The sequence below is a fragment of the Larsenimonas salina genome, from assembly GCF_023736155.1.
Taxonomy (GTDB): Bacteria; Pseudomonadota; Gammaproteobacteria; order Pseudomonadales; family Halomonadaceae; genus Larsenimonas; species Larsenimonas salina.
On the sequence record NZ_JAMLJJ010000004.1, the window covers coordinates 194,537 to 211,528 of the forward strand.

General features: G+C 58.8%; 13 protein-coding genes. 1 reads left to right on the forward strand and 12 read right to left on the reverse strand.

Features of this window, described 5'->3' with window-relative positions; translation table 11 throughout:
• Positions 1 to 71: 71 nt before the first annotated feature.
• The 5 genes from NAT23_RS09850 to NAT23_RS09870 form a co-directional block, all read right to left on the reverse strand.
• A complete protein-coding gene (locus tag NAT23_RS09850; protein WP_251927883.1) occupies positions 72 to 992 on the reverse strand; it encodes a 2-dehydro-3-deoxygalactonokinase in 921 nt (306 codons plus the stop codon).
• Positions 989 to 1,660 carry a 2-dehydro-3-deoxy-6-phosphogalactonate aldolase gene (locus NAT23_RS09855; RefSeq protein WP_251594001.1) on the reverse strand — a complete coding sequence of 224 codons (672 nt, stop codon included), beginning with the start codon at positions 1,658 to 1,660 and terminating at the stop codon, positions 989 to 991. Before NAT23_RS09855 ends, NAT23_RS09850 begins: the two co-directional genes overlap by 4 nt.
• A gap of 102 nt (positions 1,661 to 1,762) precedes the next feature.
• The gene (gene dgoD, locus NAT23_RS09860) at positions 1,763 to 2,911 is read right to left on the reverse strand and encodes a galactonate dehydratase (RefSeq protein ID WP_251927885.1); all 1,149 of its coding nucleotides are present in this window, start codon (positions 2,909 to 2,911) and stop codon (positions 1,763 to 1,765) included.
• Positions 2,912 to 2,965: 54 nt separating this feature from the next.
• Positions 2,966 to 3,691, reverse strand: a complete 726-nt coding sequence (locus NAT23_RS09865) for a FadR/GntR family transcriptional regulator (RefSeq protein ID WP_251927887.1) — start codon at positions 3,689 to 3,691, stop codon at positions 2,966 to 2,968.
• A 107-nt stretch (positions 3,692 to 3,798) separates the two neighbouring features.
• Positions 3,799 to 4,695 carry a LysR family transcriptional regulator gene (locus tag NAT23_RS09870; RefSeq protein WP_251928108.1) on the reverse strand — a complete coding sequence of 299 codons (897 nt, stop codon included), beginning with the start codon at positions 4,693 to 4,695 and terminating at the stop codon, positions 3,799 to 3,801.
• Between the two features lie 191 nt (positions 4,696 to 4,886).
• On the opposite strand from NAT23_RS09870, the gene dld reads away from it, so the two are divergent.
• Complete coding sequence (dld, locus tag NAT23_RS09875) at positions 4,887 to 6,653, forward strand: D-lactate dehydrogenase (protein WP_251927889.1); 1,767 nt, start codon at positions 4,887 to 4,889, stop codon at positions 6,651 to 6,653.
• Positions 6,654 to 7,267: 614 nt separating this feature from the next.
• Here dld and cysQ read toward each other — a convergent pair.
• The 7 genes from cysQ to NAT23_RS09910 form a co-directional block, all read right to left on the reverse strand.
• On the reverse strand, positions 7,268 to 8,104 hold the full coding sequence (gene cysQ / locus NAT23_RS09880; protein ID WP_251927891.1) for a 3'(2'),5'-bisphosphate nucleotidase CysQ: 837 nt from the start codon (positions 8,102 to 8,104) through the stop codon (positions 7,268 to 7,270).
• A 23-nt stretch (positions 8,105 to 8,127) separates the two neighbouring features.
• A complete protein-coding gene (rfbB, locus tag NAT23_RS09885; protein WP_251927892.1) occupies positions 8,128 to 9,192 on the reverse strand; it encodes a dTDP-glucose 4,6-dehydratase in 1,065 nt (354 codons plus the stop codon).
• On the reverse strand, positions 9,192 to 10,046 hold the full coding sequence (gene kdsA / locus NAT23_RS09890; protein WP_251927893.1) for a 3-deoxy-8-phosphooctulonate synthase: 855 nt from the start codon (positions 10,044 to 10,046) through the stop codon (positions 9,192 to 9,194). The genes rfbB and kdsA overlap by 1 nt, the downstream gene beginning before the upstream one ends.
• 312 nt (positions 10,047 to 10,358) lie before the next feature.
• Entirely contained in the window at positions 10,359 to 11,783 is a 1,425-nt protein-coding gene (locus NAT23_RS09895) for a phosphomannomutase (RefSeq protein WP_251927894.1), read from the reverse strand.
• 617 nt (positions 11,784 to 12,400) lie between these two features.
• Positions 12,401 to 13,720, reverse strand: a complete 1,320-nt coding sequence (locus NAT23_RS09900; RefSeq protein WP_251927895.1) for a DUF4214 domain-containing protein — start codon at positions 13,718 to 13,720, stop codon at positions 12,401 to 12,403.
• A 401-nt stretch (positions 13,721 to 14,121) separates the two neighbouring features.
• Entirely contained in the window at positions 14,122 to 14,883 is a 762-nt protein-coding gene (locus NAT23_RS09905) for a SapC family protein (RefSeq protein WP_251927896.1), read from the reverse strand.
• A gap of 80 nt (positions 14,884 to 14,963) precedes the next feature.
• Complete coding sequence (locus NAT23_RS09910; RefSeq protein ID WP_251927897.1) at positions 14,964 to 16,727, reverse strand: DUF4214 domain-containing protein; 1,764 nt, start codon at positions 16,725 to 16,727, stop codon at positions 14,964 to 14,966.
• Between the last annotated feature and the right edge of the window lie 265 nt (positions 16,728 to 16,992).

The window sequence follows — 16,992 nt, forward strand, 5'->3', positions numbered from 1 at the left end:
AAGCATAGACTTTTTAAAGTATGGAGCTTAATCAAGCATAGACTCACGACATCACTTTAGGCACGCACCGGCTAGTCACGGCGCGCGCTGGAGGCAATAAGCGACTTGATGCCGGCCCGGGTCGCGTCATCGCTTGCCACGCTCTCAAAACGAAGATCGGCACGCGTCAATGCCCGCTCATAAAGCGGCGTGAGCTGGCTTGAGCCGATCAGACACACGGTCGCACCGTGCGGCAGGCGCGCACGCATGGTCGCCACTTCCGAGCCGATCAACACCCCCGACAGAAAGCTTCCGACCTGCTCGGCGGCAAGCCCTGTATAAAGATGACGGCTTCGCGCCTCAAAAAGTGCATGCAGCACGCCCTCTTCGGCGCCGCCACGGGCAAGGCCCTGATCGAAGGCGGAGTCATCAAACGGCGCGTCATCGCGGGCAGGCTCACCGGGCAGCGTGTGGTAGCGCACCGCGTGGTACAGCTCGCCGGTCATGAAGGTTGAAAAGCGCACCAGCGTGTCACCCTCAAGCTCGGCCCACTTGCTGTGGGTGCCCGGCACGCAGAACCAGCGCGCCTCGGCGCTTGAAAGCGCGCGAGCCCCGAAAAGCTGCACTTCCTCGCCGCGCATCACATCCACCACGCCGTCACCGTCCGCCTCGAGCCATTTGACGCCGGGCACGATAAAGGCGTTGTCGAGGCCGGGCGCCGGCAGGCAGTGGCGGGCCAGTTCATCGAGCGTGACCGGCAGCGACAGCTGCGGCGCCTCGGCCCAACCACGCTTGGCACCGACCATGCCCGACAGATAGATCGGCGTGGCCTCACTCTCACGCCAACCCGCCACCTGGCGCGCCAGATAGTGGGGAAACTCGGACTGGCTCAACGCCTTGATGCCGGCGTCGGCCCGGCGCTCCTCGAGGCACGCCCCGCTTTCGGCATCGACCAGAAACGCCCGAAAGTTGCTGGTGCCCCAGTCCACCACGATGTAGCGCGCCTCGCTCACTGATCGACCTCCCGCTGAAGCCCTTCGAGCTTGCCGGAAAGCTCCTGAAGGCGCTGCCATTCAGCGACGATTTCACGGGCAGTCTCGCCGACTTCACGCGCGGCCTTGCCCGGGGTGTAGAGCATGCTGCCGTAGCCGAACCCATTCACGCCGGCGGCGTGCCACTCCCCCATGGTGTCAATGCCGATGCCACCAACCGCCAGCACGGGCACGCGTGACGGCAGCACCGACTTGATGTCTTTCAGGTAATCGCAGCCAAAGCGCGCCGCGGGGAACAGCTTGAGGCCGGTCGCGCCGTGCTTGATGGCCTGAAACGCCTCGGACGGCGTCGCGCAGCCGACCAGACTGTAAAGCCCGGCATCATCGGCGGCCTCGATCACCTCGGGGTCGGTGTTGGGCGTGACCATCAGCTCCGCACCCGTCTCTTTCAGCCGCTTGACGTCGCCGGTATGCAACACGGTGCCCGCGCCAACGATAACGTTACTGGGCGCGCGCTTGACCAGTGCCTCGATCGATGTCCACGGCGAGGGTGAATTGAGCGGTACTTCGATAAAGCGCACCCCGGCCTCGACCAGGGCGTCGCACACCTCATCGACCTCGGCCGGCTTGATGCCGCGCAAAATGGCGACCAGCGGGCGGTCGTTCAGCGCCTCGTGAAATAAAGACATGATTTCTCCTTGGCGATATCAGGATCTGTTGGCCACCGAGCGTGCACTCAGGCGCGCCCGACAGTGATCTTCACACGGTTCAAACAACGTATCGTGCCCGAATTACCACTCGGCGATGCTGCCATCGTCGTGGGTCCAGACCGGGTTACGCCAGCGGTGCCCCACTTTGGAGCGCTCCTCGACAAACGCCTCATCGATCTCGACCCCAAGGCCCGGGCCGTCGGGAATGGCCAGATAGCCGTCATCGATGGCGAGCGCCGACTTGTCCACCAGGTAATCGAGCACGTCGTTGCCCTGATTGTAGTGAATACCCATGCTCTGTTCCTGGATGAACGCATTGTGCGAGACCGCGTCCAGATGCAGCGAGGCCGCAAGGGTCAAGGGCCCGAGCGGACAGTGCGGTGCAAGTGCGACATCATGACACGAGGCCAGCGAGGCAATCTTGAGCCCTTCCGAGATACCGCCACAGTGGGAGAGATCGGGCTGGATGATGTCGACCATGCCGTCTGCCAGCAGGTCGCGGAACTGATAGCGTGTATGCAGACGCTCGCCGGTAGCGATGGGGTAGCCGAGGTTGCCGGCGATGTGCTTGAGCGAGGGCAGATGTTCGGGTAGAACCGGCTCCTCGACGAACATCGGCCGGTACGGCTCGAGTTCCTTGAGCAGGATCTTGGCCATCGGGCGGTGCACGCGGCCGTGGAAATCGATGCCGATGCCGACATCCATGCCGACCGCCTCGCGGGCCTCGGCGATACGGGCCACGGCCTCATCGACCTTGGTGTAGCTGTCGACCATCGCCATCTCGGCGGTGCCGTTCATCTTGAAGGCGGTGAAGCCCTTGTCCACCAGCGCCTTCGCGCCGGCGCCGACGTCGTGGGGCTTGTCACCGCCGGTCCAGGCGTACATCCGCATCTTGTCGCGCACGCGCCCACCCAGAAGCTGGTAGACCGGCACGCCCAGATCGCGCCCCTTCAAATCCCACAGCGCCTGATCGATGCCGGCGATCGCGCTCATCAGAATCGGGCCACCGCGGTAGAATCCCGCGCGGTAAAGCGTGTTCCACAGATGCTCGATGCGCCGCGGATCCTGGCCGATCAAATAGTCGGAAAGCTCATGCACCGCCGCTTCCACGGTGGCGGCGCGCCCTTCGATGACCGGCTCACCCCAGCCGTAGGCGCCCTCGTCGGTCTCGATCTTGAGAAAGAGCCAGCGCGGTGGAATCTGCCAGGTTTTCAGGCGAGTAATCTTCATGAATGCCTCGGGAAATAACGTGGAATGTAAATAGCGCGAACTCCGGGCGGCTCGCTATTCAAGCGATGCGCCCGGGCCATCGCGCAGGTCTTCGGCGGTATGGGACAGCAACTCACGAGCGGCCTCGCAGGCCTCGCCCCGCTCCTGACGGCGAATCGCCTCCATCACACGGCGATGGCAGCCAACGCTTTCGCGCATTGCCTCGACGCTTCGACGGGTGCGGGCGACCTGAGCGTGGATGATGGGTTTGAGCATGTGTGAAAGCTGCGTCCAGATGACGTTGTGAGTCGCGGCGTACACCGCCTCGTGAAAGGCCACATCGTACTCATCGTGGCTTGCGCCCTGACTATGATGGTCAGGGGCGTCAATGGTTGCAGCCATGCCGCCAAGCGCCCGCTCGATCGCGACCAGATCCTCGGCGGTGGCGTGCGTGGCTGCCTCCATGGTCACGAACGGCTCGACCGACTCTCGAAACCGCAGCAGGTCGTCCATGTAGAACGCGCTGGCCTCGGTGTAATGGGTCAGCCAATGGGTGACGCGCGGGTCAAGCAACTGCCACTCGCTCGGCGCACGCACCCGCGTGCCCTGCCCCGAGATGCGCACCAGAATGCCGGTATCCACCAGCGTCTGTAGCGCGCTTCGGGCCGTACTGCGACTGACCTGATGCGTACTGCAGATGTCGATTTCACGCGGCAGGAAGCTGCCAGGAGGATAGGTGCCGTCGAAAATGGCGCCAGCCAGCTTCTCGAGCAAGTCGTCACGGTTTTGCGCGCCCGCCATGGTGGTATCGTCTCTCTGGGAAAGGCCTACATCAATACCTTATGTCGGACATAGCTGCAAGCCAACGCATGCTAGACCATAGTGGGACACGCCCGTGTCGCCCGGGCTCAGAGCGCCTCGCGAATCGCCTTGCACGCCGCCATCAGGTTGGCAACCGCGGGCCGGGCCTCCTCGGCCCGACATACCAGAGCGATGCCGGAGACCAGGGGTCGGCCGGTCAGCCGGTGGTAGCTGACCCCAGGCGCATGCACCGAGGCGATCGACTCCGGCACGATGGCCACGCCAAAGCCTGCCGCGACCATATTGATCGAGGAAGAAATCTGCGGTGATTGCTGAGCCAGACGCGGCGTAACTCCGGCCGCCTGGCATTTAAGCAAAATGCTGTCGTAGAGCTTGGGCCCGAGCGAGCGCGGAAACAGGATCAGCGCGTCGTTTGAAAGCTCCGACAGCGCAATATCGTCTCGGTCGGCCAGCGCGTGCCCTGGCGGCAGCACCAAGCGCATGTCTTCCTCGACCAGCACCTCATACCGGTAGCGGCCGTGATCGAGATCGAACGGCAGGCGCACCAGCGCACAATCGAGCTCAAAGTTATTGATCGAGGCCGCAAGCGTTGGCGTATTGCTCTCGACCGGGTCGATCTGCACCCCGGGATAGCGGTGGCGATACGTTCGCATCAGCTGGGCAACGCCTGGGTGAAAGACCGCCGAGCCCGCGAACCCGACCGACAACCGCCCACCCTTGCCGGCCGCCGTTGCCAGTGCCTGCCCCCTGGCCGCCTCGAGGTCGGCAAGCACGCGCTGAACGTCACCGCGGAACTGCTCGCCGGCCTCTGTGAGGGTGACCGAGCGCCGATCGCGGTGAAAAAGTGGCGTACCCAGGCTCGCTTCCAGCTTTCGAATCTGCTGGCTGAGCGGTGGCTGCGCCATCCCCAGCCGTTCGGCGGCGCGGGTAAAGTTCAAGGTCTCGGCAACGGCCAAAAAATAGCGGAGCTGACGCAGTTCCATATCCAAAACGTCTCACAGAAGGCAATTTGATATATTAGACATTCTTTTCGAGAGCCACCATGATGCCCTGATCAAGCAATGACTCCATACCGTTCGCCCTCTGACCCAAGACGCTCAAGGATGCGTGCGACGGCCGCCGCCCATAAGCGCAGGCCTTCCCGCCCGGCGTTCGCTGATGCGCAGGAACCCTCATGACCGACGCCTCGCGGGCCTCCTCGGCCCTGACACCCGACACCCCCGTCGATGCCTTCATCGATCACCTCAAACGTGTGGTCGGCGATAAACACGTACTGACCAAAGACGCCGCCACCCGGCGCTACCGCACCGGCTTTCGCTTCGGTACCGGCCCGGTTACCGCCGTGGTGCGCCCCGGCTCGCTGGTCGAGCAGTGGCGCATTTTAAAGGCCTGCATCGACACCGATCGCATCGTCATCACCCAGGCCGCCAACACCGGGCTGACCGGCGGCTCCACCCCGGATGGCAACGACTACGACCGCGAGATCGTGATCATCAACACGCTGCGCCTTGCCCATATTCAGCTGATCGACGAGGGGCGACAGGCGCTGTGCCTGCCCGGCGCCACCCTCGATCAGCTCGAGAAGGCGCTCGCCCCGCTTGGACGTGAACCTCATTCGGTTATTGGCTCATCGTGTCTCGGTGCCTCGGTGTTCGGCGGCGTGTGCAACAACTCCGGCGGCTCGCTGGTCAAGCGCGGCCCGGCCTACACCGAGCTTGCGCTCTACGCCCGCGTGCGCGAGGACGGCGCCCTTGAGCTGGTCAATCATCTGGGGATCACGCTGGGCCAGGGCGAGCCGGAGACACTGCTCGAGCGCGTCGAGCGCGGCGAGTTCCGGCCTGATGACATCGAACTTGATCGAGGTGTCGCCTCTGACCCCGATTATCAGGACCACGTTCGAGACATTGACGCCGACACCCCGGCCCGCTTCAACAATGACCCCCGCAGGCTTTATGAGGCCTCCGGTTCTGCCGGCAAGCTGATGGTGTTTGCGCTGCGCCTCGACACCTTTCCGATGGAAAAGAACACGCAGGTGTTCTATCTCGGCACCAACGACCCCGACCAGCTGACCGAGCTTCGACGCACCGTGCTGCGCGAGTTCGACACGCTCCCGGTGGCCGGGGAGTACATGCACCGAGACGCCTACGATATTGCCGAGCGCTACGGCAAGGATACGTTTCTGACCATCGCCCGTTTCGGTACGCACCGATTGCCGACGCTGTTCAAATGGAAAAGCACGCTCGACTCACTCGCCGGGCGCGTTCCGGGTCTGCCGGAAAACCTGTCCGATCACGTCCTTCAGCGCCTCGGCCGGTTCTTTCCCGCGCACCTGCCCGCGCGGATGACCGAGTACCGCAACCGGTTCGAGCATCATCTTCTGCTGAAGGTCTCCGAAGAGAGCCTCGAGCAAACCCGCAGGACGCTCGCGCATCTGTTCGACGGCACTCAAGGGGCGTATTTCGAATGCACGCCCGAGGAAGGCAAGAAGGCGTTTCTGCATCGCTTCGCCGCCGCCGGCGCTGCGGTGCGCTACCGAATCATCCACAGCGAAGACGTCGAAGACATCGTCGCGCTCGACATCGCGCTTAAGCGCAACGAACGCCAGTGGCTTGAACAACTGCCGGAGGCGATCGACCGTCCGCTGATTCACAAGCTCTACTACGGGCACTTCTTTTGCCATGTGATGCATCAGGATTACATTGTTGCCAAGGGCACCGACTGTCTCGCCCTCGAGCACGAGATGTGGAAGCTGCTCGATGCCCGCGGCGCCGAATACCCGGCCGAGCACAACGTCGGCCACCTTTATACCGCGAAGCCAGCGCTCAAATCGTTCTATCGAGATCTTGACCCGTGCAACTGCTTCAACCCAGGCATCGGCCAGACCAGCAAGCACCGCGGCTGGAAAGAAGACGCCAGCGCCCCGCGCGCCCCTTCCACCTGAGCGCCTTCCAGAAAGCGTCACTTCTGAAACGAAAAAACCCTGCCATTGGCAGGGTTTTATGAATCGTGCGCCGGTTGCGCTCAGCACATTTGTGCGGTCTTGGGCGGCTCATAGCCGGAGCCGTGATCATCGTGAGTGCGGTCGTTGGCGAAAATAGCTCCGAATACCAGCAGCAGCGCGAAGAAGATTCCCAGTTGCATATCGATCCCATCCTTGTCTTGTGTAAGGGCGCGTTAAAGCGCGTGACAAGGACGTTAATTTGTTTCCGAGCTGCAAAATGTGCCGATCGCGCGAGGTTGACACAAAACCACGCGCCGGCATGACGCCGATTTACATCTTTAAAAACAGAAAGTTGCATTACTCTGAATCAATGACAGCCTACCGACCTACTCCCAACCAAATCCATGACATTATCTTCGGAATTTATCATTCCATAAAGGCGTTTTAAGTAGGTGAAATACGGCGTACATAGCATGGTGCCGATGTGCGCATCGGCTCATCGGTATTGTTTTAAAGCATGAGGATTCGAGCGTTAAAGGCTTAGCATTTATTTCAACCAGGCATTAAAAAAGCCCACCCGAGTGGGTGAGCCTTTCGCAACCGCGCCTGCCAGGTCAATCAAGGGCCACAGGTACGGCCTCGAGCCATCGCGCATCGCGCTGACCGAACACGATAAACCACGGGTTCAAGAGCTCAGCCTTCTGGTTATAGGCAAGCGGGGAACGCGTTTTAGCCTCGAGCACGTCACCGCCGGCCGCGCGCACCACCGCGTGGGCGGCGGCAGTGTCCCACTCGCTGGTCGGGGCAAAGCGCGGGTAAAGATCCGCCAGGCCTTCGGCCACCAGACACAGCTTGATCGAACTACCCATCGATACGCGCTCATGGGCTGGCAAGCGCTGGCACAAAGCCTCAAGCACTTCGCCCCCATGGCGCCGGCTGGCAACGATCTGCCAGGGCGTCTCGCTTTCAGGCGTGGGTAACTCGCGCACACGAATCGGTTTCGTATCGCCCTTTCCAACGCGCTTGAACGCCCCGCCCTCGGTACTGCCCCACCAGCTCGTCTCCAATACCGGCGCATGCACAATGCCGAACACCGGCTCGCCGTCTTCGATCAGCGCAACATTAAGCGTGAACTCGCCGTTTTTGCTGATGAACTCCTTGGTGCCATCGAGCGGGTCGATCAGGAAGTAACGCGCCCACGCTCTTCGGGTCTCGAACGCAATGTCGGCATCTTCCTCGGACAGAATCGGCACCTCCGGGCATGTATCGTTCAGAAGCGCCACCAATGCATGATGGGCGGCCATATCGGCCTCGGTCACCGGGCTGTCATCGGCCTTGATCGAGACATCAAACTCGCGCTCATAAATCGCCATGACCTGCCTGCCGGCCTCGATCACACCCTCGAGCAGGCGAGCACACTGGATCTCTGTCAGATTGAATCGAGCGGTCATGGAATTTACCTCTGAGGTGTAGGTCATGGATGGAACAGCGGCGCTGACGCGCCAGACCACCCCTCGGACGCATTGAGATACCACTGCAGGGTCTCAAGAAGGCCCGCCTCCAGCGTCACGGAGGGCTGCCACCCCAACGCGACGGTCTTGCGGTGGTCAAGTGCGTAGCGCACGTCATGGCCCGGCCGATCTTCAACCGGCGTAATCAGGCGCTCATAACATGCGCCCGGCGTCGGAACCAGGCGATCAAGCTGGCGGCACAGCGTCTCGACCAGAAACCGGTTACTCGTTTCCTGGCCGCTCCCGATCAGATAACGCTCCCCGATACGGCCGCGTTCCAGTACGCACATGAGCGCACGCACATGATCGGTCACATGCAGCCAGTCCCGTGTTTGAGCGCCGTTGCCGTACAGCGGAATGGGCGTTCCCGCCAGGGCATTGAGGATCGTTTTCGGAATCAACTTTTCCGGAAACTGATACGGCCCATAGTTATTGGAGGCGTGAGTGATGATGGCTGGAATGCCATAGGTGCGCCCCCACGCCTGAACCAGATGATCGGATGCGGCCTTGCTGGCCGAATACGGTGAACTGGGCCGGTATGGCGAGTGCTCATCGAACGGAGGCGCCGTGAGCGCCAAATCACCGAAGACCTCATCAGTCGAGACATGAATCAGCCGAAACTCCGCCCGCCGGGCTTCGTTATTGGCCAGATAGCGCCGAAGCGCCTCGAGTATTGAAAAGGTACCGGAGACATTGGAATGCATGAATGGCGCCGGCCCATCGATGGAGCGATCAACGTGCGACTCCGCCGCCAGATGAATCACCGCATCAGGAGCAAACACCTCAATGGCCTCATGAAGCGCCGCCTCCTCGGTGATGTCGAGTTTCAGGAAGCGGTAACGCGGATGATTGCCCCGAGGAAGCGAGGCCAGATTGCCGGCGTAGGTCAGTTTGTCGACATTGAGCACATGGTGCTCGGTTTCATCGAGGAGGTGGCGCACCAGCGCACTGCCGATAAACCCCGCGCCACCTGTAACCAACAGTTTTTGTGCCGCGCCCGTTCCTGAAGCGCGCGTCGAGCGCGTCATCAGGCCGAGGTATCCACCGGGTCAAACGACTTGACCAGATCATCAATCGCCTTGAGCTGTGCAAGAAACGGCTCGAGCTTGGCAAGCGGCAACGCGCTCGGGCCATCGCACCTGGCGTTGGCCGGATCCGGATGGGCTTCAAGAAACAGCCCCGCCAGACCGGTTGCCATACCGGCACGGGCCAGCTCCAGCACCTGATCGCGCCGGCCACCCGAGGCCGCACCCAGCGGATCGCGGCACTGGAGTGCGTGGGTCACGTCGAAAATGATCGGGCGGTTGTTGGTGACCTTTTTCATCACACCGAAGCCCAGCATATCGACCACGAGATTGTCGTAGCCGAAATTGGCGCCGCGCTCACACAGGATGATCTGATCGTTGCCGCACTCGGCGAACTTGTCCGCCACGTTTTTCATCTGATGCGGGCTCAGAAACTGCGGCTTTTTCACGTTGATCGGTTTGCCGGTTTTGGCCATTGCCTCGACCAGATCTGTCTGGCGCGCCAGAAACGCCGGCAGTTGAAGCACGTCCAATACCTCGGCCGCTGGTGCCGCCTGCTCGACTTCATGGATATCGGAGATGACCGGCACCCCGAATTCCTCCTTCACCTTTTGAAGGATACGAAGCCCTTCCTCCAGCCCCGGCCCGCGAAATGAGTGGATGGAGGACCGGTTGGCCTTGTCGAACGAGGCCTTGAAGACGTAGGGAATGCCGAGCCGTTGCGTCACATCGACGTAGTGTTCGCACGCCTTCATGATAAACGATTCATTCTCGATGACGTTGACGCCGCCGAACAGGGTAAAGGGGCTTTCATTGGCAATATATGATGAAGAAAGGCCCTGAATATTAATGGCCATTATCTGCTCCTTAGCAGGCGCTTTAGACTGTAAAGTCTTTGAAGGTCCATAAAAAAAACGTGTAGCGCCAATGGTACAGCCCCACTATCAATACTCCAGAGGCCATGGTCCATGTGATTTCAATATACCTACTCAGCAAACTCTAGCGCAGGCTTTCCGATACACATCAAATCCGCCAAGCGCTTCCGCTCTAACCGCGCGCATACCAGTCTACGTACAGAGGCCAAGGCTAACCGCCTGGCGCAGTAGATGTATCTAAAGCGTCATATTAAAAGTACTTGCCCGTTTGTATATTGAGGGCAAATCACCAGATCAGCTTCGCATCGTATCCAGCTTAATTAATGTGCGCTCTACTTGCCCTTCTGCTCTAAGCGCGGTCGACGATTCAGCGTAGCATCGCAATTCAGGCGCATTACCCGAAGGGCGTAAATGGATCACATCCCTATTTTCAAGTATGACCCGAAGACCATCAGTCGTATCCATGTCTTTAATCGCTGATTCAAGCATCAGCTCACTACCCATTGCAGACCAATCCAGACGCCATCGCTCCAGTAGGCTTTGGCTAAGTTTTGTTGAAAACTCTTTCAAGCGGTCGCTGGCCGTGAAGCGCTCCGGCAAATCAGCCACTAGCTTGGAAATGGAGCGGTGGGTTCTTGCCGCCAATATCATAAGACTTAACGCGGGTAACAATGCATCTCGAGTCGGTAGCGCCGTCATACGTTTGCACCCCTGCTCCAAAGGCGTATTCAATAAAAAACCGCCGTTAGCCTCGAAGCCGGCCACGCGCTGATGGCGCGCTGACAGCTGGCCCATACCTTCAAGCACGTAAGGGGAGCCGATACGTGTGCGTACGACCTCATCAAAAGCATCGCAGGCCTCAACAGCACTATTACAGCTTACCGGAATGGCCAGTGCCTGTATTTGCAGCTCACGCGCGCACAGAAGCCCCAAAATATCGCCGCGCAGCCACTCCCCCTGCTCATCGGCTACCAATGGCCGATCGCCATCGCCATCGGTGGTCAGCAAGGCGTCCAAATTGTGTTCATGCGTCCAACGGCGCGCCTGATGGCGGTCTTCATCACCAACAGCCTCTGTGTCAACCGGTACAAACGCCTCGCTACGACCTAGCACAATGACTTCAGCCCCGAGTGCTTCCAAGACCTGCACATTCAGGTCACGCCCCGCTGCCGAGTGCTGATAAAGACCGACCCGCTTGCCACTTAACGACGTCCGTCCAAACCAGTCAACATAACGTGTGACGTAACGTGTGCGGGCCTGATTACTCTCGACTTGCCTTGCGGGAACACCCAAAGCAGGAAGCTCTGCTGAACTTTCAAGAATCAGTTTCTCGTCTTGTTTTGTAATTTCACCCTGTGGTCGATAAAACTTGATTCCATTACGATCAAAGGGAATATGACTTCCGGTGATCATGATGGCAGGCACGCCATCGGTCATTGCCTGAAGGGCCAGTGCCGGCGTTGGTAAAATGCCATAATCAGTGACTTCGATCCCCAAGGCCTGCGCTGCCGCGGTACAGGCTGCGGCCATGGCTGGACTGCTCGGGCGACGGTCAAACCCGATAGCAACCTTCGACGCCCCTTCTTGATTACGTATCAAGGTCAGAAAGGCAACCGTAAACGCGGCGCAGACGTCGTCTGTAAAGTGCTCTACAAGCCCCCGCGCACCGCTGGTGCCAAACGTCACGCCTGACTCAGACAATATCGAATTAATGGTCACTAAGGCCTCCTGCAATCCCGGTTTCAATTAGCGTGTTTAATATAGAACAATGATCTATCAAAAAATTGTACGTCAAAAGGCCTTACTGCTCTAAAATCGGCTAAGCAAAAATTTAGAAAAGCCACTTATACTCATTCAACGCATGAAAGACACTCTATCGAGGGTCGACTCTTACGGCTGATCCATTAGGCTCGCTCGTCAATTCCGTTCCAATTCAACCTGGCGCCGTCAACCAGGGGGCATTGATATTACATACATTCGAACAAGCAGCGTGCCCGATGCGCCCCCAGAAACCCGAGCCAATAGATCAAGGATGAGATCCTATTGTGGCGTTTCATATGCGGGACAGGAAAAAGACCGTTATTTAGTCGGCAAAGGCAAAAGATTGAATGGGTAGCTCTTGGCCCGACGCTTGCATGGGCGCTTTCAGAAACATTCAAACACTACAGCGCAGCCAACAATAGTGGAGCGACCCAAAAACACCATTCTCTGACCCCATCCGTAGAAACGAGCAATATCGTGCATCGTGAGGATCTTTAAGCCGTATTACTTTGCAACTTCGATAAAGGCATCCGGATGACGTCCACTGCGAACCGCGGCAGTCGCTCCATGGCGATTCACACTGTATCGATCGAACCATGGTCTAACGTGTGACCTACCGTAGCCACTGCTAATGCGCTCGGCGGTTGAGCAAAGGTATCGTCCAACGCTTCATCAGCCAGCGTCCAAATCATGTTTTCAGCATCGTAGTAAAGGTCTTCCAGCCAAGGAGTATTACCTCGATTTTCTTCTGAGAGCGCAAACCCCAGCAGCACCTCCGCCTTAGTGACCCCGTTGTCCATGGCATCACGCCAGTAATCGAATCCGGCCTGATCCGGGTGGCGATCCAGCGAATTGAGATACAACCGTTCGATATACCCAGCATTATCCCTGGCCCCAAAGCGAATCATGAATTCAGGAGAATCTGCAAAGGCGCCGGCAATCGACGTCAGCTGCATACCGCCTGCCGACTGGTCCACCCAGTAATTCAGCCCGGCTTCCTCAGGCCGCCGATCCAACGCCGACGCGTACAGCAGCGTGATGTTCTCGGCATCAGTCGCCGAGAGGTCGACCGCCCCTGTTAAATCACCTTCCAGCCGCGCGAGCGTCTCATCGATCCACGTTTGATAATGGCTGACACGTTGCCAGGCCGCTACTTCACCGAAACTGCTATCCAGAGTGGCATTGACATCAAGGCGCTCGCCATTTTGCAGCATATACTGAGACGTATAGCTGGCCACGCCTGCAATCTTACCCCCAAGAAATGCGGGCCCGCCGCTGTCGCCCGGCGCAATCAAACCTTCAACGCGCCCAAGCCCCGTGTCGGTTAGCCCGAGTAATCGGTCAAAACTGTCGTAGCGCGCTGTTCCGTTATCGAAATCACTCAGAAGCTGTGACCCCACCGGCGCCCGCGGCCCCCACATTTGATCGAGCGCATCCTGCGTAGTATCCAAGCGGTTTTGTACCATGGTGCGCACGCCGCCACTCCCGGTGACATACCCCTGCTCTCCTGTGCCGGTGATGCCGTAGCCCACTAACGTTGCCACTTGTGACAACTCGTCGCTGCCACGGTACAAGGTGTAGCGCGGTATGGATAAAGGTGCGGCTTCACCAAACCACAGCAGCGCCAGGTCGTTGGCAAACCGAGCTTCGCTGTAGTCTGCATGCAGATGAACACTCTCGACCGGCAGCCACTGGCGCCCTGACGGGGTATCAAAGGCAACCCGTACCGGGCCTGCACTGTTCTCCACGACATGCGCTGCCGTAAGAACCGCGCGCCCGCCCATCAAAAGCGAGCCAGAACCAAATTTTGAGGCCGTCGCAACCAGCCCGACACCATCCCAACCATCCCCGACATGGGATATGAATTGATCGTTATACCGCGTGACGGTAGTCATCAGCATCTACCTCGAGCAAAAAGCAACGGCCCAATAGGCTGCTCGCCTTTCTGGATACGATGCATTGTTTGGGGGAAACGACCACCATGGCAATGCACGGCGGTGATACTGGAATTAACGGCCTGGCCACCGGCCCCTGAAGACCTGACAGATCACACCATGCGTTGCCCACCCACTGAAATGACACGCTTTTTTTGATACGTCGCCCAGGCGCTCATGCCGCCAACGCCTGGCAACGACCGGGGTGCGAAAAGCAATAACGAGCATCAAGGCACCCCTTGAAAAACGCCCTGCCGAGCGTTCCAGAAAACGCTCGGCAGGGCGCGAGGGTGGATGCATTAAAATGCCAAAGAACAGAGCACCGAGCATTGACGGTGCAAGGTAGACACAGGGACATGTGCTTATTGATCGAAATCGAAGATTAGATCGTCATTGTCAGCGAACAGACGTTCAAAGCCCTCTTGCATGGCCTCGGTGCCCGGATTGTGCCGAGCCATTCTGGCAAGTAGGTGCGCCTGCGACAGCGACAGATTGACCGCGTACGCCACCGGCAGGGCCTGCGAGGCTCGAAGCTTCAAAAACGCGGTGTCATCCAGCGCTGCCAGCCGGCGTTCATCTACCATGTGCACCTCTGGCATGGTCATGCCCACACGGGACTGCAATGACTCGGGCCACGGCGTAAGCAGGCCCGCCTCATAAAGCGCCGCCACCGCCGACTGAGTCGTTTGCTGCTTGCCCCAGCTGGCCTTCAAGGTGGCGATGATTTCTGCGGTTCGCCCGCAGGGCTGGCCCTTGTCATCAAAGAATGGTTCTCCGCTTTGCTCGCTCAACAGATTGCTCGCCTGATCGAAGGTGACCACGCGCCGGTCCCCGGCCTTTAACACATCAAACGGCCAGGTGGTCAGCCACTGGGGCCGGTACTGCCCCAACCACTGCCCCTGTTTGATAAACACATTACGCTCGGAAGTAAGGCCGCACACACCCACCAGCTGCCAGGTACCGCCAAGGCTTGCCAGGGCCAAGGGCATGCTGAAGGCCGCCTCGGCCATTTCGCCGGCATGCAAAGGCACCAACGGCTGATCGGCGGCAAAGTCCAGTGTGTGGGAGGGCAGCCACCCAAGCCCACGGCATTTCATCGGGCTGATGATGAACGGATTGGCCATGGTCAGCTCCTTATCACAGAAAAAACCCCCGGCCGAAGCCGAGGGTTTTACGGTTAACACCGTTATACGTACCAGAACAATCAGGCGACTGTTACAACACCGTCGTCGGTTACGGAGATACCGGTGATTGGAACAGTACCGTCAGAGGTCAGAGCCAGGTCGACGTTGGACGTGTCGCCGTCGGCGAATGTCTCAACCGTCAGGACACCGCTGTCTTCGTTAAAGAAGTACTCGAGCATGCTGTCGTCACCGTCGACGTTACCGTCGGCATCGAAGGAGCCCTGGGTATAGCCGCTGCCCAGATAAATCGCGTCGTTGTCTTCCAGAGTGACAGTGGAAGTTTCCGTCGCTTCCTTATCGAAGACAAACAGATCTGCACTGCTGTTTGTACCTGTAAAGGGCCCTGCGCCGTTGAGATCAACCTCGTCAAAGCCCAGATCATCCTGTGCGCTCTCAACATCGTCTTCCGCAGATTCAACTGCGTCTTCAGCTGCCTGCAGCGTGGCCTGGTCAGACTGGGCGGTTTCGATGTTTTCACGCAGGGTTTCACGCGCTTCGACCGCATCTACTGCAGCTTGATACTCACCGAACTCACCGTCAGTTGAGGTAGCGTCGTTAATAGCACTCTCGGTATCTGCGGCCGCGTCTGCCAGGTCGTTGCGCTGGTCAAGCGTGGTCAGCAGGCTTTCAACGCTGTCGCCCGTGGCGCCGTCGGCCAGAATGCTTGCGTCATTGGTACCGCTGAACACGTTGTCATAGGCGGTACCTACGGCGTCGAGGAAGGCATCAGCATTAACATCACTGGAAGGGTCACCCAGATAAGTTTCCGCCGCGGTCTGAATGTCGCCTAAAACTGTAGCACTACCACCGGGACTAGAGTCAATCTCGTCATTGTTGGCCAGATACGCCGCAATGGCTGCATTCACGTCAGCTGCCAGGCTTACGTTAGAGCCGTCGGCGCTCACGTCGTTTTCAAGCGCAGTTTGCGCCGTGAGGTAGTTGGAGAACAGCTGGCTGGCGGAGAGCGTGCCACCAGCGGTGCCATCGGCATTGAATTTACCATCAACCGCACGAACCGCGGCGGCGGCGTCAGTCACGGCCTGCTGAAGCTCGGCATCGGTGCCATCGTTGATGAGCGAGGTTTGCAGCTCGACCTGCTGGTCTTTCAGGTAGTCGGTAACGTCTTGAGCCTCTAGATCATCAGCATCACTGCCATCCTGATTGTCGTAGGCATCAAACAGTGAGGAGTTCTCGAGATCATTCAGCGCCGAAGTGAAGTTCTGATTCGCCAGATCCAAAGACGCTTCAGCGGTCTGGAGGGTTTGGTAATTGGCGGCAACACCACTGAGGTCCTGCATGTCATTGATCTGCTGGATCGCGGCATCAAAGTCGGCACCCGCATCCTCGCCGCTGATGCCTGAAAGCAAAGCCTTGGCGCTGTCAGCGTCGTAGCTTGGGGCGTTTTCAGTGTAGTAGTCGGCCGCGCGCTCTTTGGTGTTGAGCACGATGCGGTCGTTGCCCTGGGCGCCGGCCATGATGGATACAGCGATCTGTGCCAGAGAGCTCTCACCAGACTCGAGCAAATCGGAGTAGAAGTTGACACCTTCCTGTTCAGCGCTGCGACCAAACATCTGCTGATACAGGTTGGTGATCAGCTCTTGGCTGGACAAACCGCTTGAAAGCTCGGTGAACTCTTCTGACGTACCAAATGCGTTAACGATGGCAGCATTGCCTTCCGCATCGGCGCGGTCAGCCCAGAATTCCAGGCCTTCCTTGTCGGCAGGACGGCCATAATAGGCCACATAAAGAGATTGGACGTAGTTGAGAGATTCTGTTGTTGCCATTGACTATAGTCTCCTAGCTTATAAATAGCCGGCTTCCAAGCACCGGCCGCATCACCGCTTGAGCGCTCAAACCCGCTTCTTTTGATTCCATCATCACTCAGGATCTATTACAGGAAAAAGACATCATCAGTCTTTTTTACCAGTCCTGTTAGTTAAGGAACGTCACTAATGTAATGAGAGTTGGCTATTTTCGTCAACTTTTCTTTACCTAGAATAACGATGCTTTTTCATGCTTTAACTCCGAATCAAATAAAGCAAAAAAAAC